Annotated in this window: 20 protein-coding genes; 9 read left to right on the top strand and 11 right to left on the bottom strand. The window is 44.3% G+C overall.

Annotation, left to right across the window (positions count from 1 at the left end):
* Positions 1 to 847: 847 nt before the first annotated feature.
* The 5 genes from D0X99_RS07270 to D0X99_RS07290 form a co-directional block, all read right to left on the bottom strand.
* A complete protein-coding gene (locus D0X99_RS07270) occupies positions 848 to 1,498 on the bottom strand; it encodes a DUF6266 family protein (RefSeq protein ID WP_119477022.1) in 651 nt (216 codons plus the stop codon).
* A gap of 478 nt (positions 1,499 to 1,976) precedes the next feature.
* On the bottom strand, positions 1,977 to 3,878 hold the full coding sequence (rho, locus tag D0X99_RS07275; protein WP_119477023.1) for a transcription termination factor Rho: 1,902 nt from the start codon (positions 3,876 to 3,878) through the stop codon (positions 1,977 to 1,979).
* A 203-nt stretch (positions 3,879 to 4,081) separates the two neighbouring features.
* Positions 4,082 to 4,771, bottom strand: coding sequence for a DNA repair protein RecO (gene recO, locus D0X99_RS07280; protein ID WP_119477324.1), 690 nt, complete (start codon positions 4,769 to 4,771; stop codon positions 4,082 to 4,084).
* 201 nt (positions 4,772 to 4,972) lie between these two features.
* On the bottom strand, positions 4,973 to 5,557 hold the full coding sequence (locus tag D0X99_RS07285) for a thymidine kinase (RefSeq protein ID WP_119477024.1): 585 nt from the start codon (positions 5,555 to 5,557) through the stop codon (positions 4,973 to 4,975).
* 2 nt (positions 5,558 to 5,559) lie between these two features.
* Positions 5,560 to 5,886: a 2Fe-2S iron-sulfur cluster-binding protein gene (locus D0X99_RS07290; protein WP_119477025.1), complete on the bottom strand. Its 327-nt coding sequence runs from the start codon at positions 5,884 to 5,886 to the stop codon at positions 5,560 to 5,562.
* A 33-nt stretch (positions 5,887 to 5,919) separates the two neighbouring features.
* On the opposite strand from D0X99_RS07290, the gene D0X99_RS07295 reads away from it, so the two are divergent.
* Complete coding sequence (locus tag D0X99_RS07295) at positions 5,920 to 7,035, top strand: hypothetical protein (protein WP_119477026.1); 1,116 nt, start codon at positions 5,920 to 5,922, stop codon at positions 7,033 to 7,035.
* 48 nt (positions 7,036 to 7,083) lie between these two features.
* Here D0X99_RS07295 and rodA read toward each other — a convergent pair whose 3' ends face one another.
* From rodA to D0X99_RS07320, 5 genes are read right to left on the bottom strand one after another with little or no spacing between them, the layout of a single operon-like run.
* Entirely contained in the window at positions 7,084 to 8,358 is a 1,275-nt protein-coding gene (gene rodA, locus D0X99_RS07300) for a rod shape-determining protein RodA (protein WP_119477027.1), read from the bottom strand.
* The gene (gene mrdA / locus D0X99_RS07305; RefSeq protein ID WP_119477028.1) at positions 8,358 to 10,160 is read right to left on the bottom strand and encodes a penicillin-binding protein 2; all 1,803 of its coding nucleotides are present in this window, start codon (positions 10,158 to 10,160) and stop codon (positions 8,358 to 8,360) included. The genes rodA and mrdA overlap by 1 nt, the downstream gene beginning before the upstream one ends.
* Complete coding sequence (locus D0X99_RS07310) at positions 10,160 to 10,681, bottom strand: rod shape-determining protein MreD (protein ID WP_119477029.1); 522 nt, start codon at positions 10,679 to 10,681, stop codon at positions 10,160 to 10,162. The genes mrdA and D0X99_RS07310 overlap by 1 nt, the downstream gene beginning before the upstream one ends.
* Positions 10,671 to 11,510, bottom strand: coding sequence for a rod shape-determining protein MreC (mreC, locus tag D0X99_RS07315; protein ID WP_119477030.1), 840 nt, complete (start codon positions 11,508 to 11,510; stop codon positions 10,671 to 10,673). Before mreC ends, D0X99_RS07310 begins: the two co-directional genes overlap by 11 nt.
* A gap of 7 nt (positions 11,511 to 11,517) precedes the next feature.
* Positions 11,518 to 12,546 carry a rod shape-determining protein gene (locus D0X99_RS07320; RefSeq protein ID WP_111394575.1) on the bottom strand — a complete coding sequence of 343 codons (1,029 nt, stop codon included), beginning with the start codon at positions 12,544 to 12,546 and terminating at the stop codon, positions 11,518 to 11,520.
* A 315-nt stretch (positions 12,547 to 12,861) separates the two neighbouring features.
* On the opposite strand from D0X99_RS07320, the gene D0X99_RS07325 reads away from it, so the two are divergent.
* The 7 genes from D0X99_RS07325 (at position 12,862) to D0X99_RS07360 (ending at position 22,484) form a co-directional block, all read left to right on the top strand.
* Entirely contained in the window at positions 12,862 to 13,335 is a 474-nt protein-coding gene (locus D0X99_RS07325) for a ribosome maturation factor RimP (protein WP_119477031.1), read from the top strand.
* Positions 13,336 to 13,340: 5 nt separating this feature from the next.
* Positions 13,341 to 14,585, top strand: a complete 1,245-nt coding sequence (nusA, locus tag D0X99_RS07330; RefSeq protein WP_119477032.1) for a transcription termination factor NusA — start codon at positions 13,341 to 13,343, stop codon at positions 14,583 to 14,585.
* Between the two features lie 64 nt (positions 14,586 to 14,649).
* Positions 14,650 to 17,523 carry a translation initiation factor IF-2 gene (gene infB / locus D0X99_RS07335; RefSeq protein ID WP_119477033.1) on the top strand — a complete coding sequence of 958 codons (2,874 nt, stop codon included), beginning with the start codon at positions 14,650 to 14,652 and terminating at the stop codon, positions 17,521 to 17,523.
* 380 nt (positions 17,524 to 17,903) lie between these two features.
* Positions 17,904 to 18,449, top strand: coding sequence for a hypothetical protein (locus D0X99_RS07345; RefSeq protein ID WP_199708036.1), 546 nt, complete (start codon positions 17,904 to 17,906; stop codon positions 18,447 to 18,449).
* Between the two features lie 166 nt (positions 18,450 to 18,615).
* Positions 18,616 to 19,530: a transporter gene (locus D0X99_RS07350; protein WP_233553678.1), complete on the top strand. Its 915-nt coding sequence runs from the start codon at positions 18,616 to 18,618 to the stop codon at positions 19,528 to 19,530.
* Positions 19,531 to 19,542: 12 nt separating this feature from the next.
* Entirely contained in the window at positions 19,543 to 21,084 is a 1,542-nt protein-coding gene (locus tag D0X99_RS07355) for a phosphatase PAP2 family protein (RefSeq protein ID WP_119477037.1), read from the top strand.
* A 245-nt stretch (positions 21,085 to 21,329) separates the two neighbouring features.
* Positions 21,330 to 22,484 (top strand): DUF3179 domain-containing (seleno)protein, encoded by a 1,155-nt coding sequence (locus D0X99_RS07360; protein WP_119477038.1) that lies wholly within the window; start codon positions 21,330 to 21,332, stop codon positions 22,482 to 22,484.
* 1 nt (position 22,485) lies between these two features.
* On the opposite strand, the gene D0X99_RS07365 is transcribed toward D0X99_RS07360, so the two are convergent.
* Positions 22,486 to 24,117, bottom strand: a complete 1,632-nt coding sequence (locus tag D0X99_RS07365) for a carbon starvation CstA family protein (protein ID WP_119477039.1) — start codon at positions 24,115 to 24,117, stop codon at positions 22,486 to 22,488.
* Between the two features lie 215 nt (positions 24,118 to 24,332).
* Between D0X99_RS07365 and accD the strand changes: the two genes are divergently transcribed.
* Positions 24,333 to 25,175 (top strand): acetyl-CoA carboxylase, carboxyltransferase subunit beta, encoded by an 843-nt coding sequence (gene accD / locus D0X99_RS07370; protein WP_119477040.1) that lies wholly within the window; start codon positions 24,333 to 24,335, stop codon positions 25,173 to 25,175.
* The last annotated feature ends 129 nt before the right edge of the window (positions 25,176 to 25,304 follow it).

Consider the following 25,304-nt stretch of genomic DNA (forward strand, 5'->3'; position numbering starts at 1 on the left):
AGGTATTTAGGTAATTAATGGCCTGGATTTGAGCACAAATATAGAGAATATATAAATTTCAAACGAATAAAAATGCATTTTGACTAACATTATTTTCGCTTTGAATAATTTATACTTGTTAAGCCCCCACGTCCGGAAAAGAAGTGGAAATAAATCCAAGGATTGAATTGGTCGGGTGATTCAGTTTCTTTGGTTTTAGGGTTTTTATCTGGATTTTTTCAACTGCGTTTTTTTGTAAATGAGTTGCATTTAATTCACTTGAAACAAATATTATTTGTTTAACATGCGAAAAAAGCCTTCGAAAATAATGTATGATATTTATAAAACAAATTTAATACTGGGTAAAAATTCCTTATTCCTTGTTTACTTTCGAATTGGAGGGTTATTGGCTTAGTATCAAGTACTGGTTTGAATTTTCCATAATTTTTTCCTCAAGAGAAAATCAGGCTGGCATATACCTTATTGCTTCCAATTTGGTGGCTAGTTGGTCCTAAAGTGGATTGAAAACAGAATCCTATTTTTTGAAGACTTACGAAGTAGGATTTCGTAGCGGATTAACAAGGTGAATCGTTTTTATCCTAACCCGGAGGGTTATCCGAAATTCTTTTCAGGAGAGCATTTAGGACTCCGAATGTGGTGGATACTCGTCACAGCCTTTTGGCCTGGATGGAGCGAGGGAAATCATCATTACACCTTATTTCACCTGTTAATTCTAAAATTCAGGCAATTGGATACCACTTAGTCCAACATCATACCTCATCATTCAATAAATCACTGGGCAAGCGATTACTGAAAATCACCTTTCAACTATTTCAAGTCTGTCACAAATTCTCCGGGTAAAGCGCGTTCAAACTTTCCCCAAATACACAGAATCTGAAAGTTGATAGCTTTTTTTCTTTAGGTTGATTTGACTGAATGCCAGGTAGACATGCCAGTTCCGTTGCGCTTGTTCGGAATTCAAATCCAGTTCTGCCAATCCTGATTTCCTTTGGAATTTTTTCTTCATCCAGATGTATTGCTGATTTTCAACCGAATAAAGAAGGATAAACGATTCATCTTCAGCCCTTGCCTTTCCCTCCCTTGAATTATCCTCCCAGGTGATTTGGATTCGGTTGCCTATCCGGTGGAGTTCGGCAGCCAATGGCCCCAGTAAATTCCCCTTGCTTATCCTGAGAAATGCAGGATCAATTTTTGGTTCCCGGGTATGATTATAGCCTTTGGTGTTCAGTTCGGAATAGGCCCAATGGATTCCCTTTTTGCTTTGGGTAATGACTTCCTGATACCCAAAATCCAAGACCTGTTTGATGGGCCTTAGAAAAGAATTGATGGTTTGAAGTTTTTCCCGTTGGATTAGTTGAAGGGGACTGGGGTGCTCTTTGTTTTTTTTGTTTTCCGAAGGTCTTTTTCGAACCACCGTTTGCCCGTTCAGTGTATAAAATACCAAATTGCCGATTTTGCCTTTCGGTAGTATGAGACTGGTGTTGGGAAGTTTTGCCATAAAATAAAAAGTTAACAGCCAAACAATAAGTTTAAACTAGATAAAAAGGTGTGTAATTCCAAGTGTAAGTCTCTCATTTTATGGAAACTACACTACTGTTCAATATGGTTTTTTTATAAATAAAGCTGTATTAACCTTAAAAATAATTTAAAGTAAGCCTAAAGAAACCTTCTAAAAAACCAGCTGGATTCCTTGCGATTTTCAGAAGGATATGCGGCTGGGTCAGCTTTTCAGCTCTTGGGGATTTGCATTCTCGAAGTTCTGTCACGGGAATAGTAATCTCTAGTCTTATATCGAAATCCAAAGGCTGAAAGCCTGTCTTATACCAACCCGGGGCGAGAGCCCCGGGAAAAGGTCACATTGTAGGAAGAACAGAGGTCTGAAAGACCGGGTTTCCCATCCAAGTGATCATAACCCAAAAAAATAACCCCGACCAAATCCGGCCGGGGTATCATTTTTATTCCGAAGAGGAGTTTATTTACCCGTTCATACTGATCAGAAATTCCGCATTGTCGCGGGTTCCTTTCATACGGTTGAGGAGGAATTCCATGGATTCCTGTGAGTTCATGTCGCTCATCAGTTTTCTCAGAATCCAAACACGCTGCATTTCTTCCTTGTCCATCAATAAGTCCTCGCGACGGGTTCCAGAACCCAGCACATCGATGGCAGGGTAGATTCTTCGGTTGGCAAGTTTTCTGTCCAAGGCAAGTTCCATGTTACCTGTACCTTTGAATTCTTCGAAGATTACCTCATCCATTTTGGAGCCTGTTTCTACCAATGCAGTGGCGATGATCGTCAATGATCCTCCGTTTTCCACATTTCGGGCAGCACCAAAGAAGCGCTTCGGCTTGTGAAGTGCGTTGGCATCCACCCCACCAGAGAGGATCTTACCGGAACTTGGCACCACGGTATTGTGTGCTCGGGCCAGACGGGTGATGGAGTCAAGCAGGATCACGACATCGTGACCTACTTCCACCATTCGCTTCGCTTTTTCCAGTACGATATTGGCTACTTTCACGTGACGCTCTGCCTGCTCATCAAATGTGGAGGAAATAACCTCGGCATTGACCGAACGGGCCATGTCTGTTACTTCTTCCGGTCTTTCATCGATCAAAAGAATCATCAAATGAACTTCCGGGTGATTTTTGGTGATCGCATTTGCAATCTGCTGCAAAAGGACAGTTTTACCGGTCTTTGGCTGAGCAACGATCATTCCACGCTGCCCTTTACCGATTGGAGCAAAAAGATCCAGAATACGGGTGGAGTACCGGTCGTGAGTTGTTGAAAGGTTCAATCTTTCCTCCGGGAAAAGTGGAGTCAGGTATTCGAAAGGAACCCGGTCACGGATTTCGTCTGTGGTCTTTCCGTTTACAGTTCCAATTTTCAGTAGGGCAAAATATTTCTCCCCTTCTTTCGGTGGACGGATAGATCCTTTGATGTGATCTCCTGTTTTTAGACCAAAAAGTTTGATCTGACTTGGAGACACATAGATATCGTCCGGGGAGGCTAGGTAGTTGTAGTCGAGTGAGCGAAGGAAACCGTAGCCTTCCTGCATGATTTCCAGCACGCCCTCGTTTTCGATCACCCCGTCAAATTCTCTTGGGCTTACGAAAGGTTTTTTGCGGTTTGGATTGTGGATGGTCTCCGCTGCCGGGGCCATTACCTCATCCGGAGATTTGAAGTTTTTGCGCTTTGGAAGTTCGATTTCAACTTCAGGTCTAGGGGAAGCAGCGTCCATTGGTACCGAGGAGACAGTGCCTTCAGGGGTTTCGGCCGTTACATTGGCGGTGACATCCACTTCTTCAAAAACTCTTCGGCGTGGTCTAAATGATTTTGGTTCTTCGCCTGCTGGAGTTTCAGCACGTTCCGGCTGAGCTTCTTTTCGTTCGGGTTGAACCTCTTTTCGTTGCTGAACGGGTCTTGGTTCCCGCTTTTCAAACTTAGGTCTTTCCTCCTTTGGTCTCTCTTCCCTTGGTTTTTCCTCCCGTTTTTGTTTCCATTCCGCTTTTGCGGGTTTTGGCTCCGGAGCTGTTTCTGTTGGGGCAGCGCTGATTGGAGCGGGACTTTCAGATTCTGGTGCGGTTGGGATTTCAGTGACGTTTTGTCTTCTGAACTTAGGCTTGTATTCGGCCTGATCTTCTGGTGCGGGAGTGCTTGATGCGGGGGATTCGGCGGGTTTTTCTACCTCAGTGGCTTGGATTTCCACGATGGAAGGCTTTTTCTTGGGAAGGGCTTGCTCTGGGGTGATGGCTTGCTGGTCAAGGATGGCGTAAACCAATTCGTCCTTTTTGAGTCCTTTGAAGTTTTTCACTCCTAGCTCCTCAGCAATCTCCTTCAGTTCAGATAAAAGCCTGATTCGGAGTTCTTCTATGTTATACATAAAGAGGGTATGAAATAAATAAGATATTGTAAAATGCGGTTTTTGGAATCGTGGATGATTTTCTGAGCAAAAAAGGTCTGCAGGAAAAGCTCAAGTCAAAGTGGGCTGACTTGCTCATACACGGTGATTGCACAATATTAAACGATGCTTTTGGATTAAACAAATTTTTTGTTTTCAGCCCAGCTTTTTGAAAGTCAGCTTCTTCACTCCATGAGCTGGCGGATCACGGCCAGAGATTTCAACGGATTGGGGTTATCCATGTGCTCGGCATAGAAGTTCAGGAGATGATCAAGGAGTTTTCTTCTCAAGCTTACAGGGATTTTTTCCCTGCATTCATATCTTTCTTCCAGCAGGATTCTCAGGTATTCTAGGGTTAGGCTAAGTTCTTCCCTACTAAAAGGTTGATTTTTTGATTCCAGAATAAATCCTTCGGCTTCTTCCGGTGCAAATCCCAAGTACTTTGCTTTTTCCATCAGGAAAACAAGCGGAAAGTGGGAAAGGGTGGTTTCGGATTGGTCCAGTGTGACGACGCTTTCAGAGAGGAAATCGAAGAGCAATTCATTTTGATAGTTTTCATAAATGCTCCGGTTAATAATCTCAGTCATAAAGAGCGCGATGCTGGTCCGGGAAAATTCAAAGGGAATGCGCTGATGGGCCCTCTGCAGTTTGGCTTCGGAAATCCGCTGCAGTCCGGAATTTTCCTTGTCATAAACGACCATATCGAGCAAAGTAAGGGGTTGATAAAGTGCCATTTTGGATCCCTTTCCCATACTTCTTACTCCATTGATGAGGTAGGATTTCAGGCCGAGCTCCCGGGTGAAAATCTTCACAATGATGCTGGTGTCCTTGTATCGGATCGAACTTAGCACCAAACCGGAAGTTTTTCGGATCATCGTATTGGAGATTTGAGATTCGTCATTGCGAGGGAGGTACGACCGAAGCAATCTTTTTGAATTTGGAAGTTGCTATGAAAAGATAAATTATTAATGGGGTAGTATTCCATTTTAAGGGATTGCTTCAGTGCATTTGCAATCTCTTCTGACTTTGGAGGTTAAAACCGCGCTTCGCAATGACGAAAACATCACCCCGCATTACTACTTCTTATCCTCAAAAAAGCATTTGCGGCAACGTGCCTCGTAGCTTTCCTTTTCTCCCAAAACCACTTTTTCTTTTGCCTCGGTCAGGCGATGGGAAAAAGCAGCCAGATCCCCACACTTCATACAGATTGCATGGACTTTGGTCACGTATTCCGCTATGGCCATCAAGCGTGGCATAGGTTCAAAAGGTTTCCCTTCGAAATCCATATCCAATCCAGCCAGAATTACGCGCTTTCCCTGATTGGCAAGTATCTGGACAATCCTGACGATTTCCTCATCGAAAAACTGGGTTTCGTCGATTCCGACTACATCACAATCCCCGCTTAGCAGGAGTATATCTCCGGCAAAGTTGACTGGAGTGGAGCGAATGCTGTTTTCGTTATGGGAGACAACGTCCGATTCGTGATATCGTCTATCTACGGATGGTTTGAAAATTTCAACTTTTAATTTGGCCAACCGAGCTCGATTTAGCCGACGGATCAATTCTTCTGTTTTCCCGGAAAACATCGAGCCGCAGATGACTTCGATCTGTCCTTTCCGTTCGGATTGTCGGCGGCTGTTCAGGGAGGGTTCTACAAACATTTCTATTCAGTATAGACGATATGGGGGAATTTGTTGATTTCTGCTACCCGGATGATCAGTTCGCCGGATTGGATTGTAGCTTGGCAGGCAAGCCGTTCGTTTGATTTCAGTCGGTTTTGATTTCGGTATACAATCTCCCTCTCGGTGGGATCGCTGAGATTTTCCATTCCTTCCAAAACGATCATCTTGCAGGTGGTGCAACGGCCTTTTTTCCCGCAAGCATGCATCCAATCTGTGCCGTTTTCATGAATTAATTCGATAACTTTACGATCAGTGAGTTCCGAATTAATGGTAAGATTTTCCAGGTTTTGAATGACTATTCGGGGCATTTGCACGTTTGCTTTTGAAAACAAGACCCACTCATGACAGTTCAAATTAACAGCAATTATTTAGAAAATTATTCCCGTGAGTATGCACAGTTGGTTTGCGAGCGATTTTTCTCCAACAGGCAATTTATCACCGGACAGGATATCATTCAATTGACGGGTAGTACCCAGGTCAATTTTTTTGTCATCAAGCGATTGTTTGAGTTATGGCAGGAGGAATTGACCAAACTGAAAAGTAGCCCTTACTTCGACTACCGTGACATCGCAGTACATGAGGCGCTGACACAGTTTATGAATGTGCTTTCCCGAAGGATCAAAGTGGAGCGCACAAATCTGCAACCATTGGTCAAAGAGGCAGTTTCCCTGGCCATTCAAGTGGCAACTGATCCGGTTGGATTTTATCAAAAAGAAATCAGTAAAGCTCCTCAGGGGAAAATCAACGAGTACCTGAAAGAGAATAAAAAGTATTACAAGTGGCATGACAAGGTCGTGACCTTTCTGATCGACAAGACGGGATTTGGGCATGATTCGGAAGCTTATCTCAGAGCAATTGGTGCGAATTATCAGGTCATTAAGGATTCCCTTGAGTCTGTGAATTTACTCTTGGCCACCTTGGGCGATGTCAAAGTTTTTGACTTGGATCATTATCTGGTTGACGTTCCTGTATCTGCTAAGCAAGAGACTGAAGAGCTGAAAATAGAAGATCCGCAATCTTCTTTCTTTGAGGAAGTGGAGGAGGTGCAACTTGTCCAGGCTGCTCCGGCACCTGTGATTGAGCCCGTTGTAGTTGCAAAACCCTTGGTAGAGGCTCCGCCGGTTATGAAAAATACAGCTTCTAGTGCAGGAGTTCAGTTGAATCCTGCCAAACTGAAGGCTCAATTTGCGACGGAATCGTATCGGGGAATGAAAGGAATCATCGGAGAGCTTTCCGAGAGCCTTGCACTGAACCAACGGTTTATGTTTACCAAGGAGCTTTTTGACGGGAACGCAGATTTGCTTCGTCACGCACTGAAATCCATCGATGAATGTAAAAATTTCGAAGGAGCTGTTGAATTGATCAATTCCCGCTTTGTATCCGAATTAAGCTGGGAAACGGACTCTGATGCAGTAAGGGAGTTTTTGCAGCTGGTGTACAGGAAGTTTTCAGATTGATAGCAATAAAAAAAAGAGCGGTTGAGGCCGCTCTTTTTTTGTCTTATTTTATCCTAATCTGCCGAGTTGGGTAGCTCGGGAAGAGTCCATTTTGATGAAGATGAACAGCAGCACGGTAAAAGACCAAAGCGAGGAACCTCCATAGCTGAAGAACGGCAAAGGAATCCCGACCACAGGGAAAAGACCGATGGTCATCGCGATATTGATCATAAAATGGAAGAATAGAATTGAGATCACGCAGTAGCCGTAAATTCTCGAAAACCGGGTTTTTTGTCGCTCAGCCATCATGACCAGCCGATAAAGCAGACCAACAAAAAGTCCAATCACAACCAAACTTCCGATCCAGCCAAATTCCTCTCCAAGCGTGCAAAAAATAAAGTCGGTATGTTGTTCCGGTACAAAGTCAAACTTGGTCTGAGTGCCTTCCAGATAGCCTTTTCCAAACAATCCTCCGGAACCAATTGCGATTTTGGATTGGGTCACGTTCCAGCCCACACCCAAGGGATCTATGTCTGGATTGAACAAGACCATAATCCGGTTTTGCTGATGCTCGGGAAGTTTGGAAACGACAAAATCCAAGGAATAAATAAAGGCAATTAACCCTACTCCGATCAGGGAAAAAGCAAGGATTCTTTGCCAGGTTCTTTTTCCGAGAAAAATCAGAATCAGTACGACTGCTACAATCGCTCCTGCCAAGTATAGGTTATTTTCTATTCCCAGGGCCAGTAGCGTGATGCCTACAAATCCAAATCCTAAAATATAGTAAATCGAGGGAAGGCCTTCTCGATAAAACATCAACAACATGGCAAAGTAAACCATTGCCGTACCCGTGTCAGGCTGAAGAAGGATCAGGATTACCGGTACGAGCAAAATCCCAAATGCGATTGCTTGGTAGTTTTTTTTGGAAAGGTCGAAAGTCGGCCTCTCCATGACTTTGGCTAAAGCAAGGCCCGTGGCAAATTTTGCAAATTCCCCAGGCTGGATCCGGAAATCACCAAAGCCTACCGACAGAATCTGACCATTGACTTCCTTTCCCACAAAAGGGGTGACAACCAATAGAAGAACAAATGCTAGGTAAATAAACAGGGATAAATTCTCAAAAAACCGGGGATCAGCGACCATGATGACCGTAATCAACATGATAGCAGTACCAATCCAGACCAGTTGTTTTCCTGAATTGATCGAGAAGTCAAAAATGCTTTTTTCAGCCTGTCCATCATAGACAGCCGCATAAATATTGAACCAGCCGATCATGACCAATGCGAAATAAATCGAAACGGTGATCCAATCGACCCGGTTGATATGGATGTCAGATTCGCGCATCAGTAGATAAAGTTTCCGGCCAAGACATATTCCTGCAATTCAGGACGGGTGATTTCACCCTTCAAATATTTTTCGATCATAAGTGAAGCCGTCGAAGCGGCGGCTCGGCCACCCCAACCGGCATTTTCCACATAGACAGCGATGGCAATCTTTGGATTGTCCTTTGGGGCAAAAGCAATGAAAACGGAATGATCCTCACCATGCGGGTTTTGAGCAGTTCCGGTTTTTCCCGCAATCACCAAATCTTTGATGACCGCGCGGTTAGCCGTGCCGTAAAGCGCCTCAGCCATAGCATCCTGAATCAAATCAAAGTGATGGGCATCGATTCCGACCTCATGTTTGATCTGGTATTTGGCTGGGATCTGTGTGGGATCACCATCCACTTCCTTGATCAAGTGAGGGGTATAATAATAGCCTTTGTTGGCAAAAATTGCCGCCAAATTGGCCATCTGAAGTGGTGTGACCAGCATTTCACCTTGTCCGATGGAAAGCGAATAAATGGTGGAATACTTCCAATGGCCTTGACCATAAACCCGGTCATAGAGTTTGCTGGATGGAATGGATCCGCCTTTTTCATTCGTCATATCGACACCCAACGTGCCACCCAGCCCAAATTTCAGCACTTTTTCGCGCCAGTCATTCAGACCGATCTCGGTGTCTTTGAAGGTGTTGGAGGACACTTCCCGGTTGATGATCTGACGAAAAGCCTGATGGTAATATGGATTACAGGAGTTTCGGATAGCGCCAAATAGATTCACCGGATTGGGGTGATTATGGCAGGCCACCAAAGACCGGTTGCATGGGAAAGTGGTTTCCGGGGTTAATACTCCATCCTGTAGTCCGATCAAGCTTTGTACAATCTTGAAGATCGAACCCGGAGGATAAGTGGCCATGATCGGCCGGTTGAAGAGAGGCTTGCTGGGATCGGCATTGAGTTTTCGGTAGTTTTTGCTGAAGTCGGCTCCGGTTAGCTCATTTGGATCATAAAAAGGGGCGGAGATCATCGCCAAGATTTCACCGGTTTTGGGCTCAATGGCTACTACAGAGCCTGTTTTTCCAGCCATCAGCATTTCTCCATAGACCTGCAAATCCATGTCGATCGTGGAAGTGATGTTTTTTCCGGCTACTGAAGCGGTATCGTATTCCCCATCTTTGAAAGGTCCTTTGTCCACCCCACGGACGTTGACCATTTTGTATTTGACCCCTTTTTTTCCGCGGAGGTCATTTTCGTAATAGCGCTCCATACCACTCAAGCCCACATAATCGCCCTGAGAATAGTATTTCAGGGTATCCCGTTCCAATTGTCCGGCGTTGATTTCACCAATGTAGCCCAGGGCATGAGCTGCTGTGGAGCTAGGATAGGATCTTACAGACCGAGTCATGATAAACAACCCGGGATAGTCCACGAGAAAATCCTGAATCCGGGCAAAGTCTGTGGTGGAGATTTGCTTGATCAGTGTGGATGGCTTTACAGAAGAATATTTTCGTGCGGCAGTGTAGGACTCGATCAGCTCTTCTTTGGATATTTTAAAAAGCTCACAAAAGCGCGTGGTATCTCCGACTTTAAATTCTTTAGGGACGATCATAAGATCGAAAATCGGGTTGTTGAAGACCAGCAATTTTCCGTTTCGGTCGTAAACGAGTCCGCGGTAGGGGTGATCCACAATTCGTTGAATGGCGTTGCTTTCAGCTTTTTTCATGAAGCTGTCATCCACCACCTGGATCATAAACAGTTTGGTAAGCAAAATCACGCTCACCAGGAAAATAAAGATGAGAATGACTACAGGTCTTTGGTCTTTCATCAGATTCCTCTCCTTCGTTTGAAGAACAGTAGTTGTACAAGTATAGCCAAAAGGCAGGTGAAAATCGAGGAAAAAAGGCTTTTGTTCAGCACTCCGAAAAAGCCCCCGGTTCCCCACTGATCAGCCGTGAAAAACACGAGTGAATAAATAAAAACCATTGGAAGTGAATAGCTTAAAAACCACCCCAAGCCCATTTCAGAAAGGGTTGGCTCTTCAGAATCTACATATCCTCCGGTGGGGCTGATAGCTTTGAGCCAAAGAGGTCTGACAAAGGCAAGAAACGTAGCGGCAGCAGTATGCATGCCGATGGTTTCGTAAAAAACATCCAATAAAAACCCAAGACTGAATGCGATGAAAAGTAGGGGTACTGTGCGGAGAGAGATTGGCAAAACCAAGATCCCCAACAAATAAAGGAATGCAAAAGCAACTCCAAAAAGAGCCAGATTTTTCAGAAGGAAAATCTGAACCACTCCGAGGAAAATGATTAGAAGAAGATGGGAAATCAGATTTCTAATATTCATTGCTTATCTCCGATTGACGATAAAGCGAATCAAGTTCCGTGAATTGGGTGTTTTCCACCAAATAGACATAATTGACCTTGCTGAAATCCGTGTTCAATTTGACAGTCAGGTCCAGGTAATTGGGATCTTTGGCATCAGGGGCTACCTTGGAGATTACACCGATCAGGATTCCTTCCGGAAAAACTGCATTGAAACCCGAAGTAATCACTGTGTCTCCTTCCTGCGCCTTGACGTGTCTGGGCACAAATAGCAAACGAGCTTCGGAGGAGTTTTTCCCATCCCACTGCACTGATCCAAACACATCAGAAGACTTGATTTTTGAGGAAACCATCAAGCCAGTATTCAGCAAGGAAAATGCCACAGCATAGTTTTCAGAAACGGATTTTACCCTGCCCACCACTCCTTCCGGATTAAAAATACCCATACCGGGTTTGATCCCGTGTTTCGAGCCTTTATTGAGGGTTAGGTAGTTTTGTGAATACCTTAAAGAACTTCCGATTACCCGGGCTCCTTTGAACTGATAGGTAGCTGTCAGTGCAGAGTCAAGAGTAAACGTGATGCTGTCGGGTTTGACCTGAAACAGTTGAAGCTTTTGAAGAATTTCTGCGTTTTCAGCTGTTAAAGCTTCATTCGCATCTGCCAGTGAAAAGAATTGGACGACATCGGCCTGTTTTTTCAATACAGACCCCACCAGCGCATTGGAACTGTTGAAGAAAGCGGCACCCTGTGGAGAATTATTGGAGACAATCATCCAGACCGCCGCCACCTCAAGAAAAACAAATAAAATAAATGCCCTTATTCGATAAAGGAACTGCAGGATGCGTAGCATTCAGTACTTAAGTCATCAGGACGGTTCGGAAGTTTTGGATATTTTTCAGGGCTGTACCTGTACCTCTTACCACAGCTCTTAGCGGGTCTTCGGCAATGTGGATAGGCAGCTTGGTTTTTTGATGCAGCCTTTTATCCAGACCTTTCAAAAGTGCGCCACCTCCGGTTAGGTGAATCCCGTTATCATAAATATCAGCAGAAAGTTCCGGTGGTGCAATCTCCAACGCTTTCAAAACAGCCTCTTCAATTTTTGAAACAGACTTGTCCAAAGCGAAGGCAATTTCTGAATAGGATACCTTGATCACCTTAGGAATACCGGTCATCAAGTCACGTCCTCGGATTTCGTAATCTTCTGGTGCATCATCCAGTTCTGTCAATGCCGACCCGATTGCAATTTTAACTTTTTCAGCTGAGCGCTCTCCGATGAGGAGATTGTGCTGACGGCGCATGTAATCCAAAATATCCTTAGTGAAGGTGTCACCGGCCACCCGAATGGACTGATCCGCAACAATACCTGAAAGAGCGATAAGAGCGATTTCCGTTGTACCTCCCCCGATATCCACGATCATGGAACCCATGGGCTTTTCGATGTCGATTCCAATACCAATCGCTGCGGCTATTGGTTCATAAATCATATAAACTTCTTTTGCCCCGGCATGCTCGGCTGAGTCGCGAACCGCTCTTTTTTCCACTTCGGTAATGCCCGATGGAATGCAGATTACCATGCGGTGGGACTGTGGGAACATTCCCTTTTTCTGCCCTGGGATCATTTTGATCAATCCACGAATCATCTGCTCTGCAGCATAGAAGTCAGCAATCACGCCATCTTTCAATGGGCGAATGGTCTTGATGTTTTCGTGGGTTTTTTCGTGCATGTTCATTGCCTCTCGGCCAACAGCAAGTACCCGGTTGTTTGTTTTATCGATAGCGATGATGGATGGCTCATCCACCACAATTTTATCTTTGTGAATGATCAGGGTATTTGCGGTACCCAAGTCAATGGCTATATCACTAGAGAAAAAATCAAATAATCCCATTTTATATTGATTGTCTTTTTTACTGGAGTTTGTTGTTTAAGATAGTACGTAGGTACCGTTTTTAAACGCGGGTCGGCAAAATTATTATCTTAAATCGACAAAACTCAGGGAAAGAAGATTTTTTTGTTTCCTGAGCCTAAATGAATTGTTGACTTTGGATTCGAGAAGTTTTTAAAGATTTTTTCAAACAAAAATTTCTAATCTCTTTGGAATAGAGCACCCTGCTTTGCATTTCGGAATTCTTTCTATTACTTTTGCACCGTATTCGAAAGTTTCTGGAGGGGACAAAAGTCCCCTCTTTCATTATTCAAACGTATGACTGGACTGAGACAGACTATCGAAAAGTTGGTAGAAAAGCATCTCCCGGATGAGTCCCACTTCGTGGTAGAAGTTAAAGTGGAAGACAAGGCTGGAAAAACGCATGTGTTGATTCTGATTGATGCAGATCAAGGAGTCACCATCGAGGCCTGTGCCAAAGTAAGCCGTGCAATATCTGAAGAATTGGAAACCAATGAATTGCTTGGAGAAGCTTATGTGCTTGAAGTATCTTCTCCGGGATTGGATTATCCGCTAAGCAGCCAAAGGCAGTATCAGAAAAATATCGGCCGGGAACTGAAAGTGATGCTTAATTCAGGAACTGACGTTTCGGGTAAATTACTCGAAGCTGATTCGGAAAGAGTCAAGTTGCTGGTGAAAAAAAAGGAAAAAGGAAAGAAAGCTACGGAGGAGGAAATAACTCTCCCTGTAATGGAAATCAAGAAATCTATCGTACAAGTATCTTTTAAATAACTCAAATGGATGCCAAAGTCTTAATAGAATCCTTCGCAGAGTTTGCGAGATCTAAAAATGTGGATCGCCCAACCATGATCCGTATTCTGGAAGATGTGTTCAGAGCAATGATTCGTAAGAAGTTTGAGACCGACGAAAACTTCGATGTAACAATCAATGCCGACAAGGGCGACTTGGAGATATTTCGGATCAGAGAAATCGTAGACGACAATTCCGAAGATATTTGGGATTTTGACAAAATCAGTTTCAGCGAGGCGAGAAAGATCGAGCCGGACTTTGAAATTGGGGAAGAAGTTTATGAAAAGATTGAACTGGAAGAGTTTGGAAGAAGGGCTGTGCAGATGGCCCGTCAGACATTGATCCAGCGAATCAAAGATCTGGAAAAAGACATTCTCTATAATAAATATGAGGAACAAGTCGGGGAAATCATTTCTGCTGAAGTGTATCAGATACTGGGTCGAGAGATCCTATTGATTGATAGCGAAGGCAATGAATTGATTCTTCCAAAAGGAGAGCAGATTCCAAAAGACCGCTTTAGAAAAGGCGATACTGTAAAGGCGATCGTGCACCGGGTGGATATGATCAACGGTAATCCAAAGATCATCTTGTCCAGAACCTCTCCTGTTTTCCTTGAAAGACTCTTTGAAAACGAAGTTCCTGAAGTCTATGATGGGTTGATCACGATCGTGAAGATTGTTCGCGAGCCGGGAGAAAGAGCCAAAGTAGCTGTGGAATCCTATGACGATCGAATTGATCCTGTAGGTGCTTGTGTAGGAATGAAAGGTTCAAGAATTCATGCCGTAGTGCGTGAATTGCAAAACGAGAACATAGACGTCATCAACTATACTGAAAACCTGGAATTGTATGTGACGCGTGCACTTAGCCCCGCTAAGGTGTCTTCAATTACAGTGGATCAGGACCGAAAGAGGATCTCTGTATTCCTAAAGCCAGATCAAGTTTCATTGGCAATCGGTAAAGGTGGGTTCAACATTAAGTTGGCAAGCCGATTGGTAGGATATGAAATCGACGTATTCCGTGAGTTGAACGAATACGATGATGAGGATGTGGATTTGAATGAGTTTGTGGACGAAATTGATGCATGGATCATCGAGGAGCTCAAGAAGACGGGTTTGGATACTGCCAAGAGTGTTTTGGCATTGACCAAAGAAGATTTGACACGTCGTACAGAATTGGAGGAAGAGACTATCGAAGAGATTTTCAGAATCCTCAAACAAGAATTTGAACAATAAAAAGGGGGACTTCCCCCTTAGAATACCCTAATTTTACTTAAGATTTCGAAAGAGGTTTTTGCTTATGTCAGAAGAGAAAATGATGCGATTGGGCCAAATAGCCAGAAAGCTCAACGTGGGTACGGCAACCATCGTTGAGTCAATGGCTAAAAAGGGCTTTGAGGTTGAAAACAATCCAAATTCCAAAATAACCATGGAGCAAGTGGCTATGTTGGAAAAGGAATTCAAATCCTCGGCCCTTGAAAAAGAGGAAGCTTCCCACCTTTCTATAGGGAAGCGGCATGAGCCTATTTCGCTCGAGCCTGAGTCGCCAAAACAGGAAAAAGCTCCAGAGCCTGCTCCTGCACCGGTTCATAAGGAAGAACCAAAACCTGCCGTACCAACCCCGGTCCCTGCTCCGGAACCGGAAAAAATCACACCGGATGCTCCTAAACTGGAGGGAATCAGAATTCTTGGAAAGATCGATCTTGAAAAGAAACCTGCTCCTGCTCCTGCACCAGCTCCCAAGCCTGCACCGGCTCCACAGCCTGCACAAAAATTCGAAAAACCCCGGCATCAGGAGCCTAGGAAACAGGAGCCTCCAAAACCTGCGCCTGCACCTGAATCCAAACCGGTTCAGCAAGCGCCTAAACCAACTCCTGCTCCAGAAGCTCCAAAGCCAGCCCCACAGCCGGTAAAAGAAGAGCCAGTTCAGCAGCAGGATACCTTAATTTCAGCTAAAGCAGACTCCCTGAAAGGACTTACTGTTTTGGGTAAAATTGAATTGCCGGTTGATCGTGCAAAGAAGAAAGGTGGTCCGGTTGCCTCTTCGGATGAAAAAGGAAGAGATAAAAAGCGCCCTAGAAAACGTATAGATAAGCCAGGAACTCCCGCTCAAGGTGCACAACCGGGCGGAGGAAACAGACCACCACAGGATCAACGAAGTGGTGGTGGCGGTAGACCGGGGCAGGGTCAAGGACAAGGACAAGGTCAAAGACCAGGCGGTGGTGGAAACCAACAGCGAAGTGGTGGTAATCAACCTCCTCAGCAGCGTTTACAAAAAGCCGAGCCAACCCAAAAGGAAATTCAGGATCAGATCAAACAGACCTTGGCCAGACTTCAGGGATCAAAACCAGGAGGAAAAACCAAGTCAAGAAGAGACAAGCGCGCCGAGAGGGACCGCGATGCAGAAGTTGAGGGCGATGAGTCCAAGGTATTGAAGGTAACTGAGTTTATCTCAGCCAATGACCTGGCAGCATTATTGGATGTTTCTGTAAATCAGGTCATTTCTACCTGTATGTCTTTGGGAATGTTCGTTTCCATCAACCAACGATTGGATGCTGAAGCAATCACGATCATTGCGGATGAATTTGGATATGATGTAGAATTCACCAAATCCATCGAAGATGAAATGGTGGAAGAAGCTGCTGATGAAGCAGAAGACCTCATCGAAAGAGCCCCGATTGTTACAATCATGGGTCACGTCGATCACGGTAAAACTTCATTGCTGGATTACATTAGAACGTCCAAAGTAACAGCTGCCGAAGCTGGAGGTATTACTCAGCACATCGGAGCCTATGATGTAACGACCAAAACTGGGCATAAAATAGCCTTCCTTGATACACCGGGTCACGAGGCATTCACCGCGATGCGTGCCCGTGGTGCAAAAATCACCGACTTGGCAATTATTGTGATTGCTGCGGACGACAGCATTATGCCGCAAACGAAAGAGGCAATCAACCACGCTCAAATGGGCGGTGTTCCGATGATTTTTGCAATCAACAAAGTGGATAAGCCCAATGCAAATCCAGCGAAAATCAAGGAAGCCCTAGCCAATATGAACCTCCTCGTGGAAGAGTGGGGTGGAAAATATCAGTCTCAGGACATCTCGGCCAAAACCGGTCAGGGTGTGGACGAACTGTTGGAGAAAGTATTGCTGGAAGCAGAAATTCTAGAGCTAAAAGCCAATCCGAATAAAAATGCAGTAGGTACCGTAATTGAAGCTTCTTTGGACAAAGGACGTGGATACGTAGCTACCATCATGGTTCAGGCGGGTACACTTAGAGTCGGAGATGTCATGCTTGCAGGTCAACATTATGGTCGCGTAAAGGCCATGTTTGACCATAAAGGCAAAAAATTGAAGGAAGCAGGCCCATCTACTCCAGTACAGGTATTGGGATTGAGTGGTGCTCCTCAGGCAGGAGACACCTTCAAGGTCTACGATACTGAAAGAGAAGCTAGAGAAATTGCAAACTCCAGAGAACAGATCCAGCGTGAGCAAAGCTTGCGAACCAAGAAGCACATTACTCTTGATGAAATTGGTCGTCGTTTGGCAATTGGAAGCTTCAAGGAACTCAATATCATCATCAAAGGTGACGTTGACGGTTCCGTGGAAGCACTTTCTGATTCCTTGCTGAAGCTTTCTAAAGATGAAGTGAAAGTAAACATCATTCACAAAGGAGTTGGACAAATTTCTGAATCCGATGTCTTGTTGGCTTCTGCTTCAGACGCCATCATTCTTGGATTTAACGTGAGACCTTCTTCAAATGCGAAGAAGCTCGCAGAACAGGAAGAAATTGAAATCCGCCACTACTCCATCATCTATGATGCGATCAATCAAATCAAAGATGCGATCGAAGGGATGTTGGAGCCGGAATTCGAGGAAGTCATCACCGGAAATATCGTTGTTCGAGAAGTATTTAAAATTTCCAAAGTGGGTACCGTTGCAGGTTCTTATGTTACCGATGGTTTCATCACCAGAAAGAACAAGATTCGTATCATCCGAGATGGTATCGTTATCCACGAAGGAGAAATTGATCAATTGAAGCGATTCAAAGACGATGTTTCCGAAGTGAAAGCTGGTTACGAGTGCGGTATTTCCATTAAAAATTTCAATAACATCGAGATCGACGATACGATTGAAGGTTACGAAATGAAGGAGATTAAGCGTAAAAAATAATCCTTCACAGGTTATTCATAAAAAAGGAACGGCATTCGTCGTTCCTTTTTATTTTTAACCCATGCTTTCTGCCATTCAGGTATTTCTGTTACTTCTGTCAGGGTTTTTTTCACTTTGTATACTTGTGGGCTTGTACAAACCTGTCCTAGTTTTGTGGTTCATGGATCGGTTTAACCGTCAAAAGGTCTTGGCCTTTTATGGCAAAGCGATTTTTTTCACGCTCCTACTTTGGCGGATTTTTGTTTTAGTCGAAGAAATTTCAGAATAATAGTCTGAAAAATAGAGATTGAAAAAATAATGTATTTTGTTTTAGATAAATCTTTAAAGTTGAGAACTAGAGAAGAGGTTTTTTTCTATTTTTCAGATTCAAATTCTTTCCTTTGAGAAAAGCAGTAGCCATAGCACTTTTAATTTGCTTCGCCATGTATCACTTTGGCTACTTTGCATTCTATTATTCCTACCAATACACCCTCGAAAATCAGTGGCAGGATAAAATTTACAGCGAGCAATTGGGGACTTTGGAAGAACGATTGATGGAAATTCCGTTGTCGGCACCTTACATGTCCAATCAGGATGAGTTTCAGCCAACCAATACGCGATTTGAAAAAGACGGAAAATACTTCCGTGCGATCAAGCAACGCTACCAAAACGATACCTTACAAATCGTATACGTTCCGGATACCGCAAGAAAGGTCTTGGAATCCACAGTAAAGAGCTGGATATCTTCTTTAACTGAGGATGAATTGCCTCAGGATCAAAACGGCAAAACACAGTTAAAGCTGTTTGTAAAAGATTACATAGAAACTGAGCCTTTCCAGTTGGGATTTGTTGCTCAGGACACTATTAAAGATAAGATTGGGTTTATTTTTTCACCTTACATGAGTCCTTATTTCACCTTAGACTCACCTCCTCCGCAGCTTTCCTGATTTTTTGTTTGGGATTCATTCCTCTTTGGAGATGCGATTTTCTTTAAAAGGAATCGGTGAATTCTTTTATACTGCTTAGATATCGATTTGGGGCTAAAGTCCGGATGATCGGCTTTTGGGAGCAGTGTTTCTTATTTTCCTAATCACACTATCAATTTCTATGAACTTGAAATCAAGATTCCTGGGCTTGTTTCTTGCAAGCTGGGGAATATTACAATTATCCACTGCGCAGACTCCGTTGGACGGTCTGATGATGAAAAAGGGCGAAATCTGCGTTGCAGTGGTTTATGAGGACGCCAGATGGGATCAGTATTGGGAGGGAACTTACCTCCGCACAAATGCCAACGTGGGCACGTTTTCCCGAAAATCAATCATGCCGATGATCGTTGGCGGTATATCGGACAAGGTCAATATAATCGTCAGCCTTCCTTATGTGAAAACCTCCGCCACTGGTGGACAACTGGCTGGAGTGGAAGGAATTCAGGATTTTAGTATATCTCTTAAAGCCCAACTAGTTGATCAAACTTTGGGTAAGGGTAAGCTCATGGTTTTTTCTAACCTAAGCTTCAGTACACCAGCTTCAAATTACCTATCCGATTATTTGCCTTTTAGTTTGGGCTTTGGTGCCAATGAATTGGGACTGAGAGCGATTGGTCAATACGAATTGGAAAAAGGACCCTACCTAAGAGCATCTGCATCGTATTTGCACAGGGGTACTACCGAAGCTGAGCGGGATTTTTATTACCAGGATGATGCATTCTACACGTTTACAATGGACGTCCCTGATGCAGTTCATGGTCAGGTGGCTTTGGGTTCCTGGTTTTTGGAAAAAAGACTTCGGGTGGAGGCCAGCCTGACAGCACTTCGATGTGCATCCGGAGACGATATCCGAATCTACAATTCTCCTCAACCCACCAACAAAGTCGACTTTGACCGAGTGGAGGGATTTGCCCAGTATTATTTCAAAAATGTAAAAGGTCTTGGAGTACTCGGGTATTACAATCATATGTTTTCAGGCAGAAACATGGGCCAATTCTCAGGATATGGCCTCGGATTGACTTATCAATTCAATGCTTTTTAAACCAACAACACCATGAAAAATCAATTACGATATATACTTGCCGTGATCACTCTCGGCACGCTGAGTTATTCCTGCATGGAAGATTTGCCGACTGAATATGAATTCACAGGGTATGAATTTGTAGAGTTGGATGTGGACGCAGGGGAGTGGAACCTGGTTCTTTTTACCAATAATGAGCAGGTAGCGATCCCTCAGCCTGCCGCCGTTGGCTCGCCGGCCCTGAATCAGGAGTTGGCGGATGCAAAATCAAAAATCCAAAATGCATCTGCAGCCCAAAAAGAGGCTGTGGAATACTGGACGAACAATCCCTTGCTTCGTTGGAATGAAATAGCCCTGGAGCTTGCTACCAAATACAATCTTATTCCTGCTCCAAATCCGGATGGAACCTATCCCGCCCCTGATCCTACCAAACCGGATCAATATCCCTTATTTCCGTATTCCCATCCTCCATATACCAGCCGTATGCTCGCCTACCTAAGCGTGGCCCAATACGACGGGTTGATTATGGCTTGGCATTACAAGGAAAAATATGGACGTCCCGCTCCCTATGAGTTGGATGCCCAGATCAAATCCGCTTATTCGGAGAACGGATTAAAATCTTATCCCTCAGATGGAGCAGTGGTCGCAATTACTTCTCGTGATATTTTGACAGCGATGTTCCCCTTGGAGAAGGAATACCTTGCAAAAATGGCCGAAGAACATTTGGAGTCTTTAGTGATTGCGGGGATCAACGTCAGCAGTGATGTGGAGGCAGGAAAGCTGATTGGGACTGAGGTTTCCAAAAAAGCACTAGCCCGCGCAGCTACGGATGGAATGAGAAATGCCCAGACGAATAAAGTCAAGTCGGATTCAATAAAAAATGCAGCTATTGCCCGTTTTGGCTGGTATTGGGAAAATCAGGAAACCCCTCAGCGACCGGTAGGTTTAACTCCGCTGTTTGGGAGGGTTAAAATGTGGAACGTGCCAACAGTAGAAGAAGTCCGTCCTGGACCGCCTCCTGCTCCCGGCAGTCCCCAATTCAATGAAGATGCTGAGGAATTGAAGCGCTATGCAAAAAACATGACGGCCAAAGAACGTAGCATCGCTAATTTTTGGAATGATGGGTTGAATACGTACACTCCTCCCGGACATTGGAACCGATTTGCAAAGGAGACTGTAGTCAAATACAGATTGAGCCCTGTTCGTACCGCTAGGATTTTTGCCTACATGAATATGGCAATTGTGGATGCCGGTATCAGCTGTTGGGATGCGAAGTACTATTACCATTATCCGCGTCCGATTCAGACGATTCCGGGATTCAAGACCATTTTGGGAACACCTAATTTCCCGGCGTATACCTCGGGTCACAGTACATTCTCCTCGGCTGCAGCTGAAGTGCTTTCTCACTTCTTTCCTTTAGAAGCCACGCAGTTTAGAAAGTGGGCAGAAGAGGCCGCAATGTCCCGCATTTATGGGGGAATACACTATCGCTTTGATGCTGAAGTGGGCTTGGAACAAGGAAAAGCCGTTGGAGCTTATTCTGTAGCCAAGGCCAAATTGGATCAGGTAGACTAGCAGTAATCGATTCCTATTAATAGGAATCCGTTCCTTTCAGTATTGGCGCCGGGTAGTGTATATCGGCGCCAACATTGGTTGGATCGAGATGCGTTTATTTTCGGTGAAGCTTAAAGTCATTGTTATTTTGGGCTTGCTTCTTTTGTCCGATTTCAGCTGAAATGGATTTCTCATCCTTAATCGGGGATTTAGAACTCCGGTAAGGGGTCTATTCAGTTTCATTTTCCCACAGACCCAATCATCAAATGAAAATTCTGTTTTACCTCGGTTTAGGTGCCTTGGTGTTGTTTGAGTTTTTGAAGATTTACTTCATTATGCCTTTCCCGGGAAGTCAGCAATGGGATTCCATTGATTTTGCCTACTTCCTCCATTCCTATCGATGGATGTTTCGGATAGCCTCGCTGATTTTGATACTTGTAGGCACTCCGTCTGCGATTTCCAAGAAGCGGAAATGGGTTCCTGTTCTATGTTTGTTGACCACGTTGGGAATGACCGCCATTTTCAACTTGAAAATGGCTGCGGATGCCATGTTCAAAGAACCCAAGCAACTCAGCTTTCATACTCGGGAATCATTTGAGGAAAGTGACAGTACGCTGGTCGTTGCGATTGAAAATAAGGGAGAGGCAAAAGCCTATCCGATCAGATACCTAGTCTATCACCATCAAGTCAGGGATACTTTGGCCGGCAAGCCAGTAATGGTTACCTATTGTTCAGTTTGTCGCACAGGGAGAGTTTTCTTACCCTTTGTCGAGGGCAAACCCGAGCAGTTCCGATTGGTCGGCATGGATCATTTCAACGCCATGTTTGAGGATTTGGGGACCGGAAGTTGGTGGCAGCAAGCCACGGGAGAAGCGATCACAGGGGAATTTAAAGGCAAAAAGCTGGATGAAATTGAGTCTATCCAATTGACTGCTGGAGCTTTTTTTAAGGCCTATCCTCAAGGGACAATCATGGCCGCCAATCCAAATTTCCTATCGAAATACGATACCCTTGGGAAGTTTGAAAAAGGAAAAAGTGAAAGCAAATTGACTGGAACGGACCCGTTTTCCTGGAATGAAAAATCCTGGGTGATCGGGGTTGATTTGAAAGCTGGGGCCAAGGCGTATGACTGGAACATGCTTTTGGAAACGGAATCAATCCGTGATCGGGTAGGGGATCAGGACATTTTGATTCTCTTGAACAAGGATACCCAGAGTTTTGTCGCTTTCGAGATTCCCTCGGACACCAAGACCCACCTATGGAAAGGGGACACACTTTACTTGGATTCAGCGGCTTATTCCTTCACTGGAAAATCCCTAAAACCAAATCAATCAGATCTGAAACGTCTTAAAGCTTACCAGGAGTTTTGGCACAGCTGGAGGACTTTCCATCCGGAGACAGTTGGACCAAATCTCAAATAGATTAGGCTTTGGCCGTTTCTTTGACCTCACTTTTTAGACTTTTTATGGCTAACAAAATCAATGCGATAGCCAAGGCAAACAGCAAAGCCGCAATGATTGCCAGCACATAGCCTTGTTCCTGAAAGTTTTTCCAGGCAAAAAGGCCAAGGGAAGCCAAGGTCACTGTAAACATGAAAAACATCGGGATGGTCACAAAGGTGGCATTGATGTTTCGCTTAATCAGCCAAACAGCGATAGTCAAAAGAGCCAAGGCTGCAAGGAGTTGATTAGCTGACCCAAAAATTGGCCAAAGGGTGTTGAATTCTCCGGAAGCCAACAACAAAATGGATAGGATAACGACCACAGTGGTTGAGATGTAGCGGTTTTTGGCAACAACCTGTGCGGCAGGTTGAGGCATATCTTCGAAATACTCCTGCAAGGTAAATCTGGCCAGACGGGTGCAGGTATCGAGCGTAGTCAATGCAAATGCAGATACCGTAAGCGCTACAAAACCTATGGCAAAGGGTTCAGAAATTCCCAAAGAAGAAATCATCCCTCCAAGACCTGTACTAAACAAGGCCACTGGACCTTCAGCTGTCAACCGTTCAAAATATTCCGTGCGGGATAAAATGACTACCGCTCCTACAGAAATTATGGCTAGGAAAGACTCAATCAGCATGCCCCCGAATCCCACAATCTTGGCATCGCTTTCCTTATCCAATTGCTTGGAGGTGGTACCTGAAGCTACTAACGAGTGAAATCCACTAATTGCCCCACAGGCCACTGTTACAAACAATACCGGGAAAACATACCCCAGACTTTCACTTGAGGCTTGGATTTCATTGGTCATTTCAATTTGTGGATTGGCTACTATCACACCGGCCACTGCCGCGATCATCATCCCATAGAGTAAGTAGCTGTTTAGATAATCTCTGGGTTGAAGCAGCAAAGAAACAGGAGTCACAGAAGCCAGGAAGGCATATCCCAAAAGGATCAATATCCAGGAATTGTAACTTAGGTTGATTGGAAGCTGGGTGCCGAGGTATACGAAATAATACATCAGAATTACTCCCACAACGGTTAAAATAACGAAAGGAAGACTTTTGCTTCCCACCATTTTGTTGGCGTACCCAAATGCGACTGCAAGGAAAATAAATAGAATGGAGGCCGAGCCTACTCCTGGATTTGCAATAAAGGTCTTGGCAATAATGTCAGAAAATACCCCGATGACCAAGATCAGAGTGGAGAAGCTAAACAGGATAAAAAGCTGTTTGCCTTTTACCCCCATCTGGTTTCGAATGATCACACCGATGGATTTGCCTTCAGTCCTTAAGGAGGCCGCCATACTTCCCAGATCATGTACTGCCCCAAAGAAAATTCCACCCACCAAAATCCAGATTACAGCAGGAATCCATCCAAAAGTAACCGCAATGATCGGCCCGACTATCGGACCTGCACCGGCAATCGAAGCGAAATGGTGTCCCAAAACCACTATTGGCTTGCTTGGTTCATAATCCACACCATCCCGTAATAAGTGTGAGGGTGCCTTTCGGGTGTCATCCAAGCCAAATTTTTTGTAAACAAAGTTTCCGTAGAAGCGGTAAGCTGCAAACAAAATAATGGCAGAAATCAGGAGTAGGAGAGCAAGACTCATGGTTTATTTGGGTGATTTGAGAATTGAGTTTCAGAAAATCTGGTTTCTGAAACGACTTTCAAAATAATGTAAAAATCTACTTCGGAAAAAATGCTTTCTGATGAAGCGTCCAAATACCTGATTAGCAACGGAATGGTAAATGGATTTTATTTAATGGAGATTCGGTCTAAATTTGTGACCTTTGACTTGTCAAAATAACGACCTAACAACTCCATATGGCTTGGTTTAAAAGAACTGACAAAGGCATCAAGACCTCTACCGCAGAGAAAAAAGATGCCCCCGATGGGCTTTGGTTTAAGACTCCAAACGGTAACATTATTCATACCCGGGAGCTCAAAAGCAACTCCTACGTCTGCCCTGACGATGATTTTCATGTTAAAATCGGATCCAAAGAGTACTTCGAAATCCTTTTTGACAACAATAAATTCACCGAGCTGGACGCAAATATGAAGTCCGGAGACCCACTGAAGTTTGTCGATACTAAACCGTACTCTTCCAGGATCGATGCTACTATTAAGAAAACCGAGTTAAATGATGCAGTACGCACTGCTCATGGAAAAATGAACGGGTTGGAAATAGTAGTCGCTTGTATGGATTTCAATTTTATTGGGGGATCAATGGGATCTGTAGTGGGTGAAAAAATCTCCAGAGCGATTGATTTTTCGCTCAAAAATAAAGTTCCGTTCCTTATGATCTCCAAATCGGGCGGTGCACGAATGATGGAGGCGGGTTTTTCCCTGATGCAAATGGCAAAGACTTCCGCAAAACTGGCTTTGCTTGACCAGGCTGCTATTCCTTACATTTCACTTTTGACTGATCCAACCACCGGCGGGGTCACTGCATCTTACGCCATGCTTGGGGATTTTAATATCGCAGAGCCGGGAGCTTTAATCGGTTTTGCCGGCCCAAGAGTTATCCGTGAGACCATTGGAAAGGATTTGCCTAAAGGATTTCAAAGTTCAGAGTTTGTGTTGGAACACGGATTTCTTGATTTCATCATCGATCGGAGACAGTTGAAAGCAAGATTGACCACTTTGCTAAACCTCCTGAACAATTAATCAGTTAACAAATCAAATCAATCTGTAATTCAGGCCAAATTTGTAGCCTTATTTAGTCGGCTTTATAGATTAATAAATATATTTGTGCGCCCAAAAATGGGTTCAATTCCTACGAAAAAGTAAAACCAA

Origin of the sequence: Algoriphagus lacus (assembly GCF_003583985.1) — a bacterium.
Lineage (GTDB): Bacteria > Bacteroidota > Bacteroidia > Cytophagales > Cyclobacteriaceae > Algoriphagus > Algoriphagus lacus.